The sequence below is a fragment of the Serratia sp. TSA_7 genome, assembly GCF_052692135.1.
Genome location: NZ_JBQZFU010000001.1, coordinates 1,505,164 through 1,522,465 on the forward strand (window position 1 = coordinate 1,505,164; position 17,302 = coordinate 1,522,465).

19 protein-coding genes are annotated in these 17,302 nt (G+C 56.1%); 9 read left to right on the plus strand and 10 right to left on the minus strand.

What is annotated here, in order from left to right; translation table 11 throughout:
- The first annotated feature begins 75 nt into the window (after positions 1-75).
- Positions 76-1,518 carry a pyruvate kinase gene (gene pyk / locus ACUTQW_RS07160; protein WP_004945505.1) on the plus strand — a complete coding sequence of 481 codons (1,443 nt, stop codon included), beginning with the start codon at positions 76-78 and terminating at the stop codon, positions 1,516-1,518.
- A gap of 106 nt (positions 1,519-1,624) precedes the next feature.
- Positions 1,625-2,509 (plus strand): leucine-rich repeat domain-containing protein, encoded by an 885-nt coding sequence (locus ACUTQW_RS07165; RefSeq protein ID WP_198640305.1) that lies wholly within the window; start codon positions 1,625-1,627, stop codon positions 2,507-2,509.
- Between the two features lie 69 nt (positions 2,510-2,578).
- On the opposite strand, the gene lpxM is transcribed toward ACUTQW_RS07165, so the two are convergent.
- From lpxM to znuA, 3 genes are all read right to left on the minus strand, one after another.
- Positions 2,579-3,547 carry a lauroyl-Kdo(2)-lipid IV(A) myristoyltransferase gene (gene lpxM, locus ACUTQW_RS07170; protein WP_006325872.1) on the minus strand — a complete coding sequence of 323 codons (969 nt, stop codon included), beginning with the start codon at positions 3,545-3,547 and terminating at the stop codon, positions 2,579-2,581.
- Between the two features lie 149 nt (positions 3,548-3,696).
- Positions 3,697-5,019: a murein DD-endopeptidase MepM gene (mepM, locus tag ACUTQW_RS07175; RefSeq protein WP_006325873.1), complete on the minus strand. Its 1,323-nt coding sequence runs from the start codon at positions 5,017-5,019 to the stop codon at positions 3,697-3,699.
- Positions 5,020-5,040: 21 nt separating this feature from the next.
- Positions 5,041-5,994, minus strand: a complete 954-nt coding sequence (gene znuA / locus ACUTQW_RS07180) for a zinc ABC transporter substrate-binding protein ZnuA (RefSeq protein ID WP_020439181.1) — start codon at positions 5,992-5,994, stop codon at positions 5,041-5,043.
- 78 nt (positions 5,995-6,072) lie between these two features.
- Here znuA and znuC point away from each other — a divergent pair, with 78 nt between their 5' ends.
- Positions 6,073-6,831, plus strand: coding sequence for a zinc ABC transporter ATP-binding protein ZnuC (gene znuC / locus ACUTQW_RS07185; protein ID WP_006325880.1), 759 nt, complete (start codon positions 6,073-6,075; stop codon positions 6,829-6,831).
- A complete protein-coding gene (gene znuB / locus ACUTQW_RS07190) occupies positions 6,828-7,613 on the plus strand; it encodes a zinc ABC transporter permease subunit ZnuB (RefSeq protein ID WP_004945521.1) in 786 nt (261 codons plus the stop codon). The genes znuC and znuB overlap by 4 nt, the downstream gene beginning before the upstream one ends.
- A gap of 62 nt (positions 7,614-7,675) precedes the next feature.
- On the opposite strand, the gene ruvB is transcribed toward znuB, so the two are convergent.
- The 7 genes from ruvB to ACUTQW_RS07225 all read right to left on the minus strand — a co-directional run bounded on the left by ruvB (position 7,676) and on the right by ACUTQW_RS07225 (position 13,319).
- Positions 7,676-8,680, minus strand: coding sequence for a Holliday junction branch migration DNA helicase RuvB (gene ruvB / locus ACUTQW_RS07195; protein WP_004945523.1), 1,005 nt, complete (start codon positions 8,678-8,680; stop codon positions 7,676-7,678).
- A 19-nt stretch (positions 8,681-8,699) separates the two neighbouring features.
- Entirely contained in the window at positions 8,700-9,314 is a 615-nt protein-coding gene (gene ruvA / locus ACUTQW_RS07200) for a Holliday junction branch migration protein RuvA (RefSeq protein WP_004945526.1), read from the minus strand.
- 112 nt (positions 9,315-9,426) lie between these two features.
- Complete coding sequence (gene ruvC, locus ACUTQW_RS07205; RefSeq protein ID WP_004945529.1) at positions 9,427-9,948, minus strand: crossover junction endodeoxyribonuclease RuvC; 522 nt, start codon at positions 9,946-9,948, stop codon at positions 9,427-9,429.
- A 73-nt stretch (positions 9,949-10,021) separates the two neighbouring features.
- Positions 10,022-10,765 carry a YebC/PmpR family DNA-binding transcriptional regulator gene (locus ACUTQW_RS07210; protein WP_004945533.1) on the minus strand — a complete coding sequence of 248 codons (744 nt, stop codon included), beginning with the start codon at positions 10,763-10,765 and terminating at the stop codon, positions 10,022-10,024.
- A gap of 19 nt (positions 10,766-10,784) precedes the next feature.
- Complete coding sequence (gene nudB / locus ACUTQW_RS07215) at positions 10,785-11,231, minus strand: dihydroneopterin triphosphate diphosphatase (protein ID WP_006325886.1); 447 nt, start codon at positions 11,229-11,231, stop codon at positions 10,785-10,787.
- On the minus strand, positions 11,231-13,015 hold the full coding sequence (aspS, locus tag ACUTQW_RS07220; RefSeq protein ID WP_004945541.1) for an aspartate--tRNA ligase: 1,785 nt from the start codon (positions 13,013-13,015) through the stop codon (positions 11,231-11,233). Before aspS ends, nudB begins: the two co-directional genes overlap by 1 nt.
- Before the next feature lie 73 nt (positions 13,016-13,088).
- The gene (locus ACUTQW_RS07225; protein WP_004945545.1) at positions 13,089-13,319 is read right to left on the minus strand and encodes an FmdB family zinc ribbon protein; all 231 of its coding nucleotides are present in this window, start codon (positions 13,317-13,319) and stop codon (positions 13,089-13,091) included.
- 203 nt (positions 13,320-13,522) lie between these two features.
- On the opposite strand from ACUTQW_RS07225, the gene ACUTQW_RS07230 reads away from it, so the two are divergent.
- The 5 genes from ACUTQW_RS07230 to cmoB all read left to right on the plus strand — a co-directional run bounded on the left by ACUTQW_RS07230 (position 13,523) and on the right by cmoB (position 17,277).
- Positions 13,523-14,101, plus strand: a complete 579-nt coding sequence (locus ACUTQW_RS07230; protein WP_006325887.1) for a hydrolase — start codon at positions 13,523-13,525, stop codon at positions 14,099-14,101.
- A gap of 47 nt (positions 14,102-14,148) precedes the next feature.
- Entirely contained in the window at positions 14,149-14,964 is an 816-nt protein-coding gene (locus ACUTQW_RS07235) for a DUF72 domain-containing protein (protein WP_086016592.1), read from the plus strand.
- Positions 14,965-15,066: 102 nt separating this feature from the next.
- Positions 15,067-15,462: an MAPEG family protein gene (locus tag ACUTQW_RS07240; protein WP_004945554.1), complete on the plus strand. Its 396-nt coding sequence runs from the start codon at positions 15,067-15,069 to the stop codon at positions 15,460-15,462.
- A gap of 103 nt (positions 15,463-15,565) precedes the next feature.
- The gene (gene cmoA / locus ACUTQW_RS07245) at positions 15,566-16,309 is read left to right on the plus strand and encodes a carboxy-S-adenosyl-L-methionine synthase CmoA (RefSeq protein WP_004945557.1); all 744 of its coding nucleotides are present in this window, start codon (positions 15,566-15,568) and stop codon (positions 16,307-16,309) included.
- Positions 16,306-17,277 (plus strand): tRNA 5-methoxyuridine(34)/uridine 5-oxyacetic acid(34) synthase CmoB, encoded by a 972-nt coding sequence (gene cmoB / locus ACUTQW_RS07250; protein ID WP_006325889.1) that lies wholly within the window; start codon positions 16,306-16,308, stop codon positions 17,275-17,277. Before cmoA ends, cmoB begins: the two co-directional genes overlap by 4 nt.
- Positions 17,278-17,302: the final 25 nt, after the last annotated feature.

A 17,302-nucleotide genomic window follows, 5' to 3' on the forward strand; every position in this document is an offset into this window, starting at 1 on the left:
CATTTCACTCCTGGTTTCGTTATCCGACGTTATCGCAACACCAATACTTTGCTTCACCAGTCAACGGAGTAATACATGTCCAGACGGCTCAGAAGAACCAAAATTGTTACCACCCTAGGCCCGGCTACTGACCGCGACAATAATCTTGAAAAGATCATTGCTGCCGGCGCTAACGTGGTTCGGCTCAACTTTTCCCATGGCAGCGCGGAAGATCACCAGGCTCGCGCAGACAAAGTGCGCGAAATCGCTGCCAAACTGGGGCGTCACGTCGCTATTCTGGGCGACCTGCAAGGGCCGAAAATCCGTGTTTCCACCTTTAAGGAAGGCAAAATCTTCCTCAATATCGGTGACAAATTTCTGCTCGATGCCAACATGGCAAAAGGCGAAGGCGATAAAGAAAAAGTCGGTATCGACTATAAAGGCCTGCCTGCCGACGTGGTGCCGGGCGACGTATTGCTGCTGGACGATGGCCGCGTACAGTTGAAAGTGCTCGAAGTTCAGGGCATGAAAGTGTTTACCGAAGTGACCGTTGGCGGCCCGCTGTCCAACAACAAAGGCATCAACAAACTGGGCGGTGGCCTGTCCGCAGAAGCCCTGACCGAGAAAGATAAAGCCGATATCATTACCGCGGCAAAAATCGGCGTCGACTATCTGGCGGTTTCCTTCCCGCGTACCGGCGAAGACCTGAACTACGCACGCCGTCTGGCGCGCGATGCAGGTTGCAACGCCAAGATCGTTTCTAAAGTTGAACGCGCCGAAGCCGTGTGCAGCGACGAAGCAATGGACGACATCATCTTGGCTTCCGACGTAGTGATGGTCGCCCGTGGTGACCTGGGCGTTGAAATCGGCGATCCGGAACTGGTCGGCATTCAGAAAAAACTGATCCGTCGCGCCCGCACGCTGAACCGCGCCGTCATTACCGCGACCCAGATGATGGAATCGATGATCACCAACCCGATGCCAACCCGCGCCGAAGTCATGGACGTGGCGAACGCCGTGCTGGATGGCACCGACGCCGTAATGCTGTCTGCCGAAACCGCTGCGGGCCAGTACCCGGCGGAGACCGTGGCGGCGATGGCGCGCGTTTGTCTGGGCGCTGAAAAAATCCCAAGCATCAACGTCTCCAAACACCGTTTGGACGTACAGTTCGACAACATCGAAGAAGCCATTGCCATGTCTTCAATGTACGCCGCCAACCACCTGAAAGGCGTGACTGCACTGATCGCCATGACAGAATCGGGCCGCACTGCGCTGATGATGTCACGTATCAGCTCCGGACTGCCGATCTTCGCCATGTCACGTCATGAGCACACGCTGAACCTGACGGCGCTGTATCGCGGCGTTACGCCGGTTTACTTCGACAGCCACAACGACGGCGTCATCGCGGCCAATGACGCCGTGAATCGCCTGCGCGACAAAGGCTTCCTGGTTTCCGGCGACCTGGTGATCGTGACACAGGGCGACGTGATGGAAACCGTTGGCACCACCAACACCAGCCGTATCCTGCGCGTAGAATAATCTCGCTTGCCGCCGGCCGTTAACGCGGCCGGCATTTTTTCCCGCACCGCCCTTTCCGCCTGATAAACTCGTCTCCAGTCGCCGCTAAGGCAAACGGAGAGCCAAGATGCTTCATCAACACCCACAGCAAAACAGCAGTTCGCTTGCATTGGATCTTGACGGCCAGGGGCTGGAAAGCCTGGACGATGACCGCCTGCAGGGCAGCGCATTGCTGAAAATCAGCCTGTACGGCAATCGCCTCCGCCAGTTTCCGGCGCAGATCTTTCAGCATCGTGCGCTGCAGGTACTGAATATCTCCTGCAACCAACTCAGTGAACTGCCGGAAGAGCTCGGCCAATGGCAAAAACTGGCGATGCTGGATTGCGGTCACAACAAAGCCGAGCGCGTGCCTGCCAGCATCGGCCAACTCAGCGAACTGACCTATCTTTATCTGAGCGACAACGCTTTCAGCACGCTCCCCATAGAGCTGGGCCGTTTGCATAAATTGCGCTATCTAAACGTGACCGATAACCTACTGAGCGAACTGCCGGCTGCTATCGTTCAATTGAGCGGCCTGCAGGAACTGAGGCTGTATAACAACCAGATTACCGCGTTGCCGGCCGCCATCGGCCAGTTGAGCGCGCTGCAGGAACTGCACCTGATGAATAATCGTCTGGAAACGCTGCCGGAAGAGATCTCGCAATTGTCTGAACTGGCGGTGCTGGACGTGGAAAATAACGCCATCAGCAGGCTGCCTGCGGCATTCTGCCACTTAGCCAGCCTGACCGACCTCAATCTGCGCGCTAATCAGCTACGGCAGTTGCCAGGCTGTTTCGGTCAACTAACGGCGCTCACCACGCTTGACCTGCGCGCTAACCGGTTGAGTGAGCTGCCGGACAGCATGGCGGCATTGACTCGTCTGCGGCGATTAGATTTGCGCTGGAACAACTTCGCCCAAATGCCTGCGGTGCTGGAGCCATTGATGGCGCAAGGCTGTATGGTGCATATATAAGCGCAGTAAAAACAAAGGGCCAGCCACCTTTCGATGGCTGGCCCTTGTGGCCGGAAGCGACTGTGCCGCTTAGCGGTACAAATCGTCGCGTGAATAGGGCTCTGTTTCCCCTTCTTTACGCGTTTTCAGCAGTTTGAGGATCCAGGTGTATTGCTCTGGGTTCGGCCCCACCAAATTCTCCACTTCTTCATTCATGCGGCGCGCAATATAGGGGTCATCGGCCGTGGCCAAATCATCCATCGGCGGGCGAATATGGATATCCAGCATGCTGGTTTTGCCGTCATACACCGGGAACAAAGGCACTATTGCCGCACGGCACACCTTCATCAGGCGCCCCACCGCGGGCAGCGTCGCTTTGTAGGTCGCAAAAAAGTCGACGAACTCGCTATGCTCGGCGCCGTGATCCTGATCGGGCAGATAATAGCCCCAATACCCCTGACGCACCGAGCTGATAAACGGCTTGATGCCGTCATTGCGCGCATGCATTCGGCCGCCAAACTTACGGCGCACCGCATTCCACAGATAATCCACCAAAGGGTTGCTTTGGTTGTGGAACATTGCCGCCATCGGCTGACCACGTGCCGCCATCAGCATTGCGGGGACATCCACCGCCCATCCGTGCGGCACCAGGAAAATCACGTTGCGACCTTCTTCGCGGATTTTATCCAGCACCTCTTCGCCGTGCCAACGCACGCGCTTCAGCACTTTTTCCGGTTTGGTGCAGGCCAGTTCCGCCATCAGAATCATTGATTGCGGCGCGGTGGCGAACATCTCGTCAATAATGTGCTCGCGTTCGTTTTCCGACACTTCCGGCAGGCAATACAGCAGGTTGATACGCGCACGGCGGCGGGCGCTTTTTGCCACCTTGCCGACCAGTTTGCCAACTGCACCTAGCACCGGATCGCGCAAGCGCGCAGGGATCAGTGAAATGCCGGCCATCAGCCCGGTTCCCAGCCAAACGCCCCAGTAGCGTGGATGGTAAAAGGCTTTTTGAAATTGCGGGATGAACTCCAGGTTCGATTTTTTCTCGTTTTGCATGCACAAGCTCTTAACTTAGCGGTTCGGCTAATCATAATTGCAAAGACTGATTTTGCAATTAACAACGACGAAGCGCCAATATAAAACAACATCGGCCCGCAATCAGGCCGATGGAATCACTGGCGCGGCAGCGCGCCCGAACAAAAGGATTAGTCCAACTGCAGTTGAGGAACCACTTCCTTCACCTGCGCCAGATAATCGCTGCGGTCTTTACCGCTCAACCCTTCGGAACGCGGCAGTTTCGCCGTCAACGGGTTGACCGCCTGTTGGTTGGTCCACATTTCGAAATGCAGGTGCGGCCCGGTAGAACGGCCGGTGTTACCCGATAACGCGATGCGGTCGCCACGTTTGACCTTTTGCCCTGGTTTAACCAGCAGTTTTTTCAGGTGCATATAACGTGTGGTGTACTGACGGCCATGACGGATCGCCACATAGTTGCCTGCGGCACCGCTGCGTTTAGCGATCAATACTTCACCGTCACCCACCGCCAGCACCGGGGTGCCAACCGGCATCGCAAAGTCGACGCCTTTGTGCGGCGCAATGCGCCCGGTCACCGGATTCACCCGGCGCGGATTGAAGTTTGAAGAAATGCGGAACTGCTTCATGGTTGGGAAACGCATAAAACCGCGCGCCAGGCCGGAGCCCTGACGATCGTAGAATTTGCCGTCTTCAGCGCGGATGGCGTAGTAATCTTTGCCGCCGGAACGCATGCGCACACCCAGCAACTGGCTTTGCGCGCTCTTGCCGTCAAAGTGTTCGCGTGACATCAATACCGAGAATTGATCGCCCTTGCGCAGTTTGCGGAAATCCAACTGCCACTGCAGCGCTTTGATTACCGCGTTGATTTCAGCGCGGCTCAAGCCGGCAGCACTGGCGCTGCTGACGAAGCTGCCGTTGAGGCGGCCGCTGATCACGTTATTACGCCATTCACCCTGCTGGGCTTCCTGGGTTTCTTTGAAACTATTGCCTACGCGATCGTAGGTGCGGGTTTCACGCCGGGAGACTTCCCAGGTCAAACGCTGCAGATCACCGGCATCGTTTACCGTCCACGACAGTTGCTGACCGATCTTCAGATTACGCAGATCGCGATTTTGCGATGCCAGCATAGAGACGTCCGACATATCTATGCCGTACTGGGTCAGAATGCTGCCCAGCGTATCGCCGGTAGAAACTACATATTCATGCACGCCATCTTCGCCGGCGACCTTCTGGTCCAGTTCATCCTGTGGGATGTCATCATCGGGAGTGGCTTGGTCAAGGTCGATCGGCTCACTGGCTTCTGGCAGTAAGGACCGTAACTGGCTGGATTCTAATTCGATGTTCTTTACGATGGGGTTATGTTCTGGGTGATAAACAAAAGGCCGCCAAACGGCGACGGCCAGTGTAACCACTGTCAGCGACCCCAGCATGACGCGATGGGGCCGTGGCAGATTGTTATACGCCAGAGCGATAGTTCGGACTATCTGCTGCACTCGATATTTTCCTCATAATCTTTACTTCAGGCAGCTCACGTACTGGTTTGACAGCTGAGTCAGGAAGTTCCCGTAGCTGTCTTTCCCCAGTGCGATGCCGGTGCCCAGCGGGTCCAGCGTTCCAGAACGCACTTTGGTACCCTTGGCAACGGCATTGATTACGGCCGGCCTGAATTGTGGCTCAGCAAAAACGCAGACTGCTTTGTGCTCAACCAACTGTGTTCGAATTTGGTGTAGGCGCTGTGCTCCAGGCTGTATTTCGGGATTAACGGTAAAATGGCCCATTGGGCTCAAGCCGAAGTGTTTTTCAAAGTAGCCGTAAGCATCATGAAAAACAAAATATCCCTTGCCTCGCACAGGCCTAAGCATGTTACCAACATTTTTGTCAGTTTGCGTCAGCAGATTCTCGAACTGGCGCAGGTTTGCGTCTAATTTGTCCTTATTTTGCGGCATAAGTTCCAATAACCTGTCGTGAATCGCGATCGCGGTCACTTTTGCCACTTCCGGGGATAACCAAACGTGCATATTATATTCGCCGTGATGATGTCCATCATCTTCGCCATGATCTGCATGGTTATGCGCATCCCCGGCATGTTCATCTCCATGATCGTCGTCGTCCCCCTTCATCAACAGGGGCTTCACCCCGCTCAGTTCACTGATGGCCAACTGACGATTGGCCGATACCGGGGTGAGCGATTTGGTCAGAAAGGCTTCCATGTCCGGCCCTACCCACACCACCAGATCGGCGGCGCGCAGGCGCTGAATGTCGGAAGGCCGCAGAGCAAAATCATGCGGCGAAGCGCCATCCGGCAGCAACACCTCGGTTGACGTCACGCCGTCGGCTATCGCAGAAGCGATAAACCCCAGCGGACGAATGGAAGTCACCACCGCGGCATAAGCGCTGTTCAGCGGCCCGGCCATCATCAATGCGCTGGCCAGCAGCGTGCGTTGCAGCCATTTATTTTTCTGTGCCATTCTCAGTAATCCCGTCGTTTTCATCAGCAAGGCGTGATATTATAACATTCGGTTAGTTCTGCAAAATGTAATCACGAGATGTCTACACTGACAACGCTAAAAAATATCACCGTCTCCTTTGGTAGCCGCAAGGTCCTGTCGAATATTTCGCTCAGCCTCCAGCCGGGCCGTATTCTGACGCTGCTCGGCCCAAACGGCGCGGGTAAATCTACGCTGGTGCGGGTGGTGTTGGGGCTCATTGCGCCAACCGAAGGCACGCTTGAGCGCGAACCTGGCCTGCGTATCGGCTATGTGCCGCAAAAACTGCACCTCGATGCCACCCTGCCGCTTACCGTCAGCCGTTTTATGCGCTTGAAACCCGGCGTCAAAAAGGCCGATATCCTGCCGGCTCTGAAACGCGTGCAAGCGGCCCATCTGCTCGATCAACCGATGCAAAAGCTTTCCGGCGGCGAAAACCAAAGGGTGCTGCTGGCACGTGCGCTGTTGAATAAACCTCAGTTGCTGGTGCTGGATGAACCGACGCAGGGGGTCGACGTCAATGGTCAACTGGCGTTGTACGATCTGATCGATCAACTGCGTAAAGAGCTGGGTTGCGCGGTATTGATGGTTTCCCATGACCTGCATCTGGTAATGGCGAAAACCGATGAGGTGCTGTGCCTCAACCAACACATCTGCTGTTCCGGCGCACCGGAAGTGGTGTCGATGCACCCTGAATTTATCGCCATGTTTGGTAACCGGGGAGCGGAACAGCTGGCGGTTTATCGCCACCATCATAATCACCGTCACGACCTGCAAGGACGCATTGTGTTGAAAAAAACCGGGGGCCGTGAGGCATGATCGAACTGTTATTACCCGGCTGGCTGGCCGGGGTGCTGTTGGCGGGAGCCGCAGGTCCGCTAGGCTCATTTGTTGTCTGGCGTCGAATGTCCTACTTTGGCGATACCTTGGCGCACGCCTCTCTGTTGGGTGTGGCCTTCGGCCTGCTGTTGGATGTGAATCCTTTCTATGCGGTGATTGCCGTAACGCTGGCTCTGGCTCTGGTGCTGGTATGGCTGGAGCGTCGGCCGCAGCTTTCCGTTGATACCCTGCTCGGCATTATGGCGCACAGCGCGTTGTCGCTGGGTCTGGTGGTTGTGGCGTTAATGTCCAATGTGCGGGTCGATCTGATGGCCTATCTGTTTGGCGATCTGTTGTCTGTCACCTTTAGCGATATCTGGATGATTGGCATCGGCGTCAGCATCGTGCTGCTGATTCTGTGGTGGCAGTGGCGCAACCTGCTGTCGATGACCATCAGTCCTGAGCTGGCGCACGTAGACGGCGTTAATCTGGTGCGGGCGCGCACCGTGCTGATGCTGGTCACCGCTCTGACCATTGGTCTGGCGATGAAGTTCGTCGGCGCACTGATCATCACTTCTTTGCTGATTATACCGGCGGCCACGGCACGTCGATTCGCCCGCACGCCTGAGCAGATGGCCGGTTATGCGGTACTGGTAGGCATGCTGGCCGTCACTGGCGGGCTGGCCTTCTCGGCATTTTACGATACCCCGGCAGGCCCCTCGGTAGTGCTGAGCGCTGCGGTGCTGTTTGTGCTGAGTTTATTCAGGAAGCAGCAGGCCTGATACCGGGCTGCCGACAGACGTAACAAGGGCCGCATCCGCGGCCCTTTTTAATGTTTTAATGCTTACTCTTCGCGCGCAATGCCAAAGTGTTTATAGGCATGATTGGTCGCCATTCGTCCACGCGGCGTTCGCTGGATAAAACCCTGCTGGATCAGGAAGGGTTCAATAACGTCTTCGATGGTTTCGCGCTCCTCGCCAATCGCCGCCGCCAGGTTATCTAGGCCCACCGGCCCGCCGGCGAACTTGTCGATTATCGCCAGCAACAGCTTGCGATCCATGTAGTCGAAACCTTCGGCATCAACGTTCAGCATGTCCAGCGCCTGCATCGCAACTTCGCCATTGATCACGCCGTTGGCCCGGACCTCGGCAAAGTCGCGCACCCTGCGCAGCAAGCGGTTGGCGATACGCGGCGTTCCGCGTGCCCGACGAGCCACCTGGTGAGCGCCCTCTTCCGAGAGATCCAGCCCCAGGCAGTTGGCGCTGCGTGAAACGATATGCTGCAAATCGGCAACCTGATAGAACTCCAGGCGCTGCACAATGCCGAAGCGATCGCGCAGCGGCGAGGTCAAAGAACCGGCACGGGTGGTAGCGCCCACCAGCGTAAAGGGCGGCAGATCGAGTTTGATCGAACGCGCAGCCGGGCCTTCGCCGATCATGATATCCAGTTGGTAATCTTCCATTGCCGGATACAATACTTCTTCGACCACCGGCGACAGACGATGGATCTCATCGATAAACAAGACGTCGTGCGGTTCGAGGTTGGTCAGCATAGCCGCCAAATCGCCCGCCTTCTCCAACACCGGGCCGGAGGTAGTGCGCAGGTTAACGCCCATCTCATTGGCGACGATGTTCGCCAGCGTGGTTTTACCCAGCCCTGGCGGGCCGAAGATCAGCAAATGGTCCAGCGCGTCGCCACGCTGCTTGGCCGCCTGAATAAAGATTTCCATCTGCTCACGCACGTGCGGCTGGCCGACATATTCCGTCAGCAGTTTTGGCCGAATGGCGCGATCAAGAATTTCTTCTTCGTTGATCGGCTCAGCAGAAATCAGGCGATCGGCTTCAATCATTCTCTATCCCTTATCAACCTTACAGTGCGGCGCGCAGCGCGTCGCGGATCAGGGTTTCGCAATCGGCGCCCGGCTTGGCGATTTTGCTGACCATGCGGCTGGCTTCCTGCGGTTTATAGCCCAATGCCACCAGTGCAGAAGCGGCTTCTGCTTCCGCGTCCAGCTCGGCCGCCTGCGTCGCCGAAGCGGGCAGCGTGATTTCGCTGCTGTTATTGAACAGATCGCCATTAAGCCCTTTGAAGCGGTCTTTCATTTCGACCACCAGCCGCTCGGCGGTTTTCTTGCCCACTCCCGGCAATTTCACCAATGTGGTGATCTCTTCACGTTCTACCGCGCTGACAAACTGCTGTGCGGACATCCCGGACAGGATAGCCAGCGCCAGTTTTGGGCCCACGCCGTTCACTTTAATCAACTCGCGGAACAGTGCGCGCTCTTGTTTATCGTTGAAGCCGTACAATAGCTGCGCGTCTTCGCGCACCACAAATTGGGTAAATACGATAGCTTCTTGCCCCAGGTCCGGCAGCTCATAAAAGCAGGTCATGGGCATATGCACTTCATAGCCCACGCCGTTTGCCTCCAGTAACACCAGCGGCGGCTGTTTTTCCAGAATATATCCTCTGAGACGACCTATCATTTACCCTCCTGCAGAATTCTTGAGCATGACCGACTGCCATGCCGTGCTGGTAAAGCTTATAACATAAAAAAGGCTGGATGAATATCCAGCCTGAGTTGTCACTGTTCAAGCGCTACTTTAAACGGCCACGAGCCAGGTTTAACCGCCCTTCGCTCATTCGCAGCACGTTTTGGCTGAGATGGCAGTGAGTGATGGCGATAGCCAGCGCATCGGCGGCGTCCGCCTGGGGGTTGGCCGACAGTTTAAGCAGCGAGCGCACCATGTGCTGCACCTGCGCCTTCTCTGCCGCACCGGTGCCGACCACCGTTTGCTTCACCTGACGCGCCGCATATTCAAACACTTCCAGATCCTGGTTCACGGCAGCAACGATCGCCACGCCGCGCGCCTGCCCGAGTTTGAGCGCCGAATCCGGGTTCTTCGCCATAAACACCTGTTCGATAGCGAAAAAATCAGGTTTAAACTGGGTGATGATTTCACTGACGCCTGCGTAGATCAATTTCAGCCGCGTCGGCATGTCATCCACCACGGTGCGAATGCAGCCACTGGCGATATAGCTCAGTTGGCGGCCCTGCTGGCGAATGAGACCATAACCGGTGACGCGCGATCCGGGATCGATACCCAATATGATCGTCATCCCTACACCCACCTTGCGTTAAGCATTAACATCGCCAGGCGCTGCCACAGAGCAGCGCCGTACTGCCACTCCATTACAGCGTCGCTGCAACCTCGTCGGAGATTTCGCCGTTGTGGTAAACCTCCTGCACGTCGTCACAGTCTTCCAGCATGTCGATCAAACGCAACAGCTTCGGCGCGGTTTCTTCATCCATATCGGCCTTGGTCGATGGGATCATGGAAACTTCCGCCGAGTCGGCGGTGAAACCGGCCGCAGTCAGCGCATCTTTCACCTCGCCCAGGTTTTCCCAGGCGGTGAATACGTCGATAACACCGTCGTCGTAGCTGACGATATCTTCAGCGCCGGCTTCCAGCGCCGCTTCCATCACCGCGTCTTCATCCAGGCCCGGTGCATAAGTGATTACGCCCTTCTTGGTGAACAGATAAGCCACGGAACCGTCGGTGCCGAGGTTACCGCCGCATTTGGTGAAGGCATGACGCACTTCGGCCACGGTACGGTTGCGGTTGTCGCTCAGGCATTCGATCATGACGGCAGTGCCGCCCGGACCGTAACCTTCATAAATGATGGTTTCCATGTTGGAATCATCATCGCCGCCTACGCCACGCGCGATGGCGCGGTTCAGGGTGTCGCGCGTCATGTTGTTGGACAGCGCCTTGTCGATCGCCGCACGCAGACGTGGGTTAGCCCCTGGATCTCCACCGCCCAGTTTCGCGGCGGTCACCAGCTCGCGAATAATTTTGGTGAAAATTTTACCGCGCTTGGAATCCTGCGCAGCTTTACGGTGCTTTGTGTTGGCCCACTTACTATGACCTGCCATAAAAAATCTCCGAAAAAAATTACTGGACTGAATTAATCACAAACTCTTCAATCGCCTGCTGATTGCTCCAGGACTTGGTCAACTTCACGGCTTGCGCCGCCTCAAGCCAGCGGTAAGCATGATGCTCGGTAATCACCGGATCGCGCTCTTCAGGCAACGCCAGACAGAACCAGTGCTCTTTATTGCGCGTGGTTCCCGGGGCATAGCGATGTCGCAAATGGACAAAGAGTTCAAACTCCACACAACGCTGGCAATCGAACAACGGCAGATTCTCTGCTTCGATATCGATGCCGACTTCTTCCATGACCTCACGCCGTGCGGCATGCGGCGGCGACTCATTTTCCTCCAGGCTACCGGTAACCGACTGCCAGAATTCGGTATCGTCGCGCCGCTGTAACATCAGCACCCGTCCACTGGATTTGGCGTAAATCACTACCAAAATGGACTCGGGCCGCTTGTAGCTCATCACTCGTTCTCTTCCGGTAACGCGGCTTTCTTGACCACGCAAATCCCCAACTCCTGCAACGACGCCGGGTTGGCGAAGCTTGGCGCTTCGGTCATCAGACAGGCAGCCGCGGTAGTTTTCGGGAAGGCAATCACGTCACGAATGTTGTCGGTGCCGGTCAGCAGCATCACCAGTCGGTCCAGACCAAAGGCCAGGCCGGCGTGCGGTGGTGTGCCGTATTTCAATGCATCCAGCAGGAAGCCGAATTTCTCGCGCTGTTCGTGTTCGTTGATGCCCAGAATGCTGAAGACCGTCTGCTGCATTTCGCTGCGGTGAATACGCACGGAACCGCCGCCCACTTCGTAGCCGTTGATCACCATGTCATAGGCATTGGCAATGGCCGTGGTTGGCGCCGAATTCAGTTCTTCCGGGCTCATGTCGCGCGGTGCGGTGAACGGATGGTGCATCGCCGCCAGGCCACCCTCACCGTCTTCTTCGAACATTGGGAAGTCCACCACCCACAGCGGTGCCCAGCTGTCCAGCTTGGTCAGTTGCAGATCACGGCCCAGTTTCAGACGCAGCGCGCCCATCGCATCGGTCACAATCTTGAAGCTGTCTGCGCCGAAGAACAGGATGTCGCCGGTCTGCGCGTTGGTGCGCGCCAGGATCGCCTCCAGCACTTCCGCGCTGAGGAATTTGGCGATCGGGCTTTGTACGCCTTCCATGCCGGCGGCACGGTCGTTGACCTTCAGCCAGGCCAGGCCTTTGGCGCCATAGATGTTAACGAAGGTGCCGTACTCATCGATCAGCTTACGGGTCAGCTGCGCGCCGCCCGGAACGCAGATAGCGGCTACGCGGCCTTTGGCGTCGTTAGCCGGGCCGGAGAACACTTTGAACTCAACGTCTTTCACCAGATCGGCAACGTCCACCAGCTCCAGCGGGTTACGCAGATCCGGTTTGTCGGAGCCATAGCGACGCATAGCTTCGGCGAAGGTCATGACCGGGAAATCGCCCAGATCCACGCCCTTCACATCCAGCCACAGGTCACGCGCCAACTTCTCCATCACTTCACGCACTTGATCGGCGGTCATGAAAGAGGTTTCAACGTCGATTTGGGTAAATTCAGGCTGACGGTCAGCGCGCAGATCTTCATCGCGGAAGCATTTGACGATTTGGTAGTAACGATCAAAACCCGACATCATCAGCAGCTGTTTGAACAGCTGTGGCGACTGCGGCAACGCATAAAACTTACCTTTGTGCACACGGCTCGGCACCAGGTAGTCACGCGCACCTTCCGGCGTGGCTTTGGTCAACATCGGGGTTTCGATGTCGAGGAAGCCGTTGCTGTCCATAAAGCGACGCACGAAGCTGGTGATTTTGGCGCGGGTCTTCAGGCGATCGGCCATTTCCGGGCGACGCAGATCCAGGTAGCGGTATTTCAGGCGCGCTTCTTCAGTGTTGACCTGGTTGGAGTCCAACGGCAACGGCTCGGAGCGGTTGATGATCTCCAGAGCATGAGCGAACACTTCCACTTCCCCGGTGGACATATCTTTATTGATTTGGCTGTCCGGACGCGCACGCACGGTGCCGACAATCTGAATGCAGAACTCGTTGCGCAGGTCGTATGCCTTGTCAAACGCGGCTTTCTGGTCCGGGTCGAAGAACACCTGCACGATGCCTTCGCGGTCGCGCATATCAATAAAGATCAGGCCGCCCAGATCGCGACGACGGTTGACCCAACCACACAAAGTGACTTCCTGGCCCACGTGGGACAGATTCAATTGCCCGCAATATTCAGTACGCATACGCTATCCTTTTGGCTTAAGCCGATTCCGCGCGGGCTTTTGCGCCGGCCACGCGGCTGTTAACTGATGAACTCTATTTATTACCCGGTTTGAAGTCTGTTGCATACCAACCGGTGCCCTTTAACTGGAAACCCGTGGAAGAAATCAACTTGGTTAACGCGGGCTGCCCACACGCCGGACAGTCAGTCAGCGGCGCATCGGAAAATTTTTGCAATTTCTCTAACCGAAGGCTGCAAGCACCACATGCATATTCATAAATCGGCATAGTTCGTTGGAGTAAAGTGTGTTGAAAAAAGGCGATCATTATAAAGGAAATTCATGCTCCAGATAAGTGCGAACACAGCTTTGTTGCAGCACTAAATGGCGTGTTTTTGTCCGAAGTAACACATTGATTAACAAATTTCTCATTAACCGGTGACCCTTTTTTCACGTAGCCTGAATTCACCCTGGTTTTAGCGCGCCGTTCTGGCTGCGCATATTTTATCCACCCAGTAACGGGAGACCCCGATGTTGAAACTCGATGCTCAAACCACAGCGCTGGTGCTGATTGATTTGCAAAACGGCATTCTGCCTTACGCCGGCGGGCCGCACAGTGCCGAAAGCGTGGTAGCCCACGGCGCGCAACTGGCAGCTCGTTTTCGCTCGCTCGGCGCGCCGGTGATCCTGGTGCGCGTCGGCTGGTCCGACACATTTGCCGATGCGCTGAAACAGCCGGTGGACAGACCTACGCCATCGCCGGCGGGCGGATTACCGGCAAACTGGTGGGAATTCCCGGAATCTCTGGCGGTCAGCGACGGCGATATTCTGGTGACCAAACGTCAATGGGGCGCGTTTTACGGTACCGAACTGGATTTGCAATTACGCCGCCGCGGCATTAAAACTTTGGTGCTGGGCGGGATCGCCACCAATATCGGCGTGGAATCCACCGCCCGCGCCGGCTGGGAGCACGGTTACGAGTTAGTGATAGCCGAAGACCTGTGCAGCGCACAAAATACTGAGATGCACCGGTTTGCCTTCGACAATATCTTCCCACGCCTGGCTCGCGTGCGCAGCACCGGCGAAATCCTTGCCGCGCTCGACCAGTAACGTTAACGTGTAAGCTGATGAGATAAATTAAGGAAGATGACGCGTTGATCTACATCGGACTACCACAGTGGCAGCACACAGCCTGGAATCGCATCGGGCTGCGCGATCTGGCGGATTACAGCCGCTATTTTAACTGCGTGGAAGGTAACACGACTTTCTACGCGTTACCCAAGCTGGAGATCGTTCAGCGCTGGCGCGACATGACCACCGATGATTTTCGCTTTTGTTTCAAGTTCCCCTCAGAGATCAGTCATAAGGCCGCACTGCGTAACTGCGATGCCGAACTGCAAGCATTTTATCACTGCCTGAGCCCGGTCCATCAGCGTATCGGGCAGCTTTGGTTGCAGTTACCCTCGGCATTTGGGCCGGATGAATTGCCGCGCATGTGGCAGTTCTTTGACGGGTTGCCGAAAGAATTCACCTACGGCGTAGAAGTACGTCACCCGGCTTTCTTCGCCAAGGGCGAAGAAGAGCGGCTGTTGAATCAGGGGTTGCATCAGCGCGGGATCAATCGGGTGATCCTCGACAGCCGGCCGGTGCATCATGCCGCCCCTGACAGCGCCGCAGTGCGTGACGCCCAGCAAAAGAAACCCAAGCTGCCGGTGCATGCGCTGGTCACCGCCCACAATCCGCTGGTCCGTTTTATCGGCGGCGACGTGTTGCAAGACAATCTGCGTTGGTTTGACGCCTGGCAGCAGAAACTGCCCCTATGGCAACAGCAATCCACCCCCTTCCTGTTTATTCATACGCCGGATAATGGCGATTCACCGCAACAGGCGCAAAAAATCTGGCAGCAGCTTCATCAGGCTATTCCTAATTTGCCCCCGCCGCCGGACTGGCCGGAGCAGGATGCACTGTTTTGACCGATTAATCTGAGCGATTACATCAGATTTTTCCTCGCGACAGTGATTGTAATGGCGGCTATGATGCTCGCTGCCAGTTTTGGTTAGGGAATGGAGTTAAAAATGGTAAGCGCGCTTTATGTCGTGCTCGGCGCATTGTTGTTGATCAAACTCTCTTATGACGTGGTTAAGTTAAGGATGCAGTACCGTGTCGCCTACGGAGACGGCGGCTTTTATGAGTTGCAGACCGCCATCCGCGTTCACGGCAATGCCGTAGAATATATTCCTATCGCCGCCGTACTGCTGGTGATCATGGAAATGAACGGCGCAGGAATATGGATGATCCATATTTGCGGCCTGATGCTGATGACCGGGCGCCTGGTGCACTACTACGGTTTGCGTAACCGTGAAGTCCGCTGGCGCCGTTCAGGTATGGCGGCAACCTATATTTCGTTGGTCCTGATGGTGTTGGCCAACATTTTCTATCTGCCCTGGGATCTGATTTTCAGCCTGTATTGATCTTCTGTTCGTCATCAGGCGGCCCCGCCGCCTGCTTCCGCTGCGCTTTCTTGCCGTTATCTGTTAGAATACGCGCCTTCGAATTCTGAACTGACTTCCCGCTATGCCAAACCGCGATACTCTTTTTTCTGCCCCCATCGCCAAACTGGGCGACTGGACCTTCGACGAACGCGTCGCTGAAGTGTTCCCCGACATGATCCAGCGTTCCGTTCCCGGCTATTCCAACATCATTTCGATGATTGGCATGCTGGCCGAACGCTTTGTGCAGCCAGACAGCCAGGTGTATGACCTGGGATGTTCATTAGGCGCGGCAACGCTGTCGATGCGTCGGAATATCAAGGTGGCGGGTTGCAACATCATCGCCGTCGATAACTCTCCGGCGATGGTCGAACGCTGCCGCCGCCATATTGACGCTTTTCGCGCCGATACTCCGGTAGAGGTTATCGAAGCCGATATCCTCGATATCAAGATCGAAAATGCTTCCATGGTGGTGCTGAACTTTACCCTGCAATTCCTCGAGCCGGCTGACCGTCTGCGGTTGCTGGAGCAGGTTTATCGCGGTTTGCGCCCAGGCGGTGCGCTGGTGCTGTCGGAGAAATTCAGTTTTGAAGATGCTGACGTCGGCGAACTGCTGTTCAACATGCACCACGATTTCAAGCGTGCCAACGGCTACAGCGAGCTGGAAATCAGCCAAAAGCGCAGCATGCTGGAAAACGTCATGCTGACCGACTCGGTTGAAGCCCACAAGGCACGCCTGAAACAGGCCGGTTTTAAACATGCCGAAGTGTGGTTCCAGTGTTTTAACTTCGGTTCACTGATCGCATTGAAAGCGGGAGCTGAGCAATGATTGAGTTTGGTGATTTCTATCAGCGCATCGCTAAAGGCAACCTTAGCCACTGGCTGGATACCCTGCCCGCACAGCTCAGCGCCTGGCAGCGCGAGTCGCTGCACGGCAAATTCAAACAGTGGTTTAACTCGGTTGAACACTTGCCGGAACTGACGCCCACCTGTCTCGATTTGCTGCACGGCGTGCGGGCCGAAATGGAAGCACCGCTGTCGCCGGGCCAGTTGGAAGGCATCGAAAAGATGCTGCGGACACTGATGCCGTGGCGTAAAGGCCCATTCTCGCTGTACGGCATCGACATTGACACCGAATGGCACTCCGACTGGAAATGGGATCGCGTTCTGCCGCACATTTCACCGCTGGCCGGCCGCACCATTCTGGACGTCGGTTGCGGTAGCGGCTATCACCTGTGGCGTATGGTGGGTGCCGGCGCACAGATGGCGGTGGGTATTGATCCGATGCAGCTGTTCTTGTGCCAATTCGAAGCGGTTCGCAAACTGCTGGGTGGCGATCAACGCGCTCATCTGCTGCCGCTGGGTATTGAGCAACTGCCCGAGTTGGCCGCCTTTGATACGGTATTTTCCATGGGCGTGCTGTACCACCGCCGTTCACCCTTGGATCATCTGTATCAGTTGAAAAATCAGTTGGTTTCCGAAGGCGAGTTGGTGTTGGAAACTCTGGTGGTGGAAGGCGATCGCAACCAGGTACTGGTGCCGGGCGATCGTTATGCCCAGATGCGCAACGTCTACTTCATTCCTTCGGCCGAAGCGCTGAAGTGTTGGCTGGAGAAATGCGGCTTTGTCGACGTCAAGATCGCCGACATGTGCGTAACCAGCACCGAAGAGCAACGCCGCACCGATTGGATGACCAGCGAATCACTGGCCGAATTCCTTGATCCCAAGGACAGCAGCAAGACAATTGAAGGTTACCCGGCCCCGTTGCGTGCGGTGCTGGTGGCCAGAAAACCTTAATTCTTGCCAAAAGGGCCTGGATAAC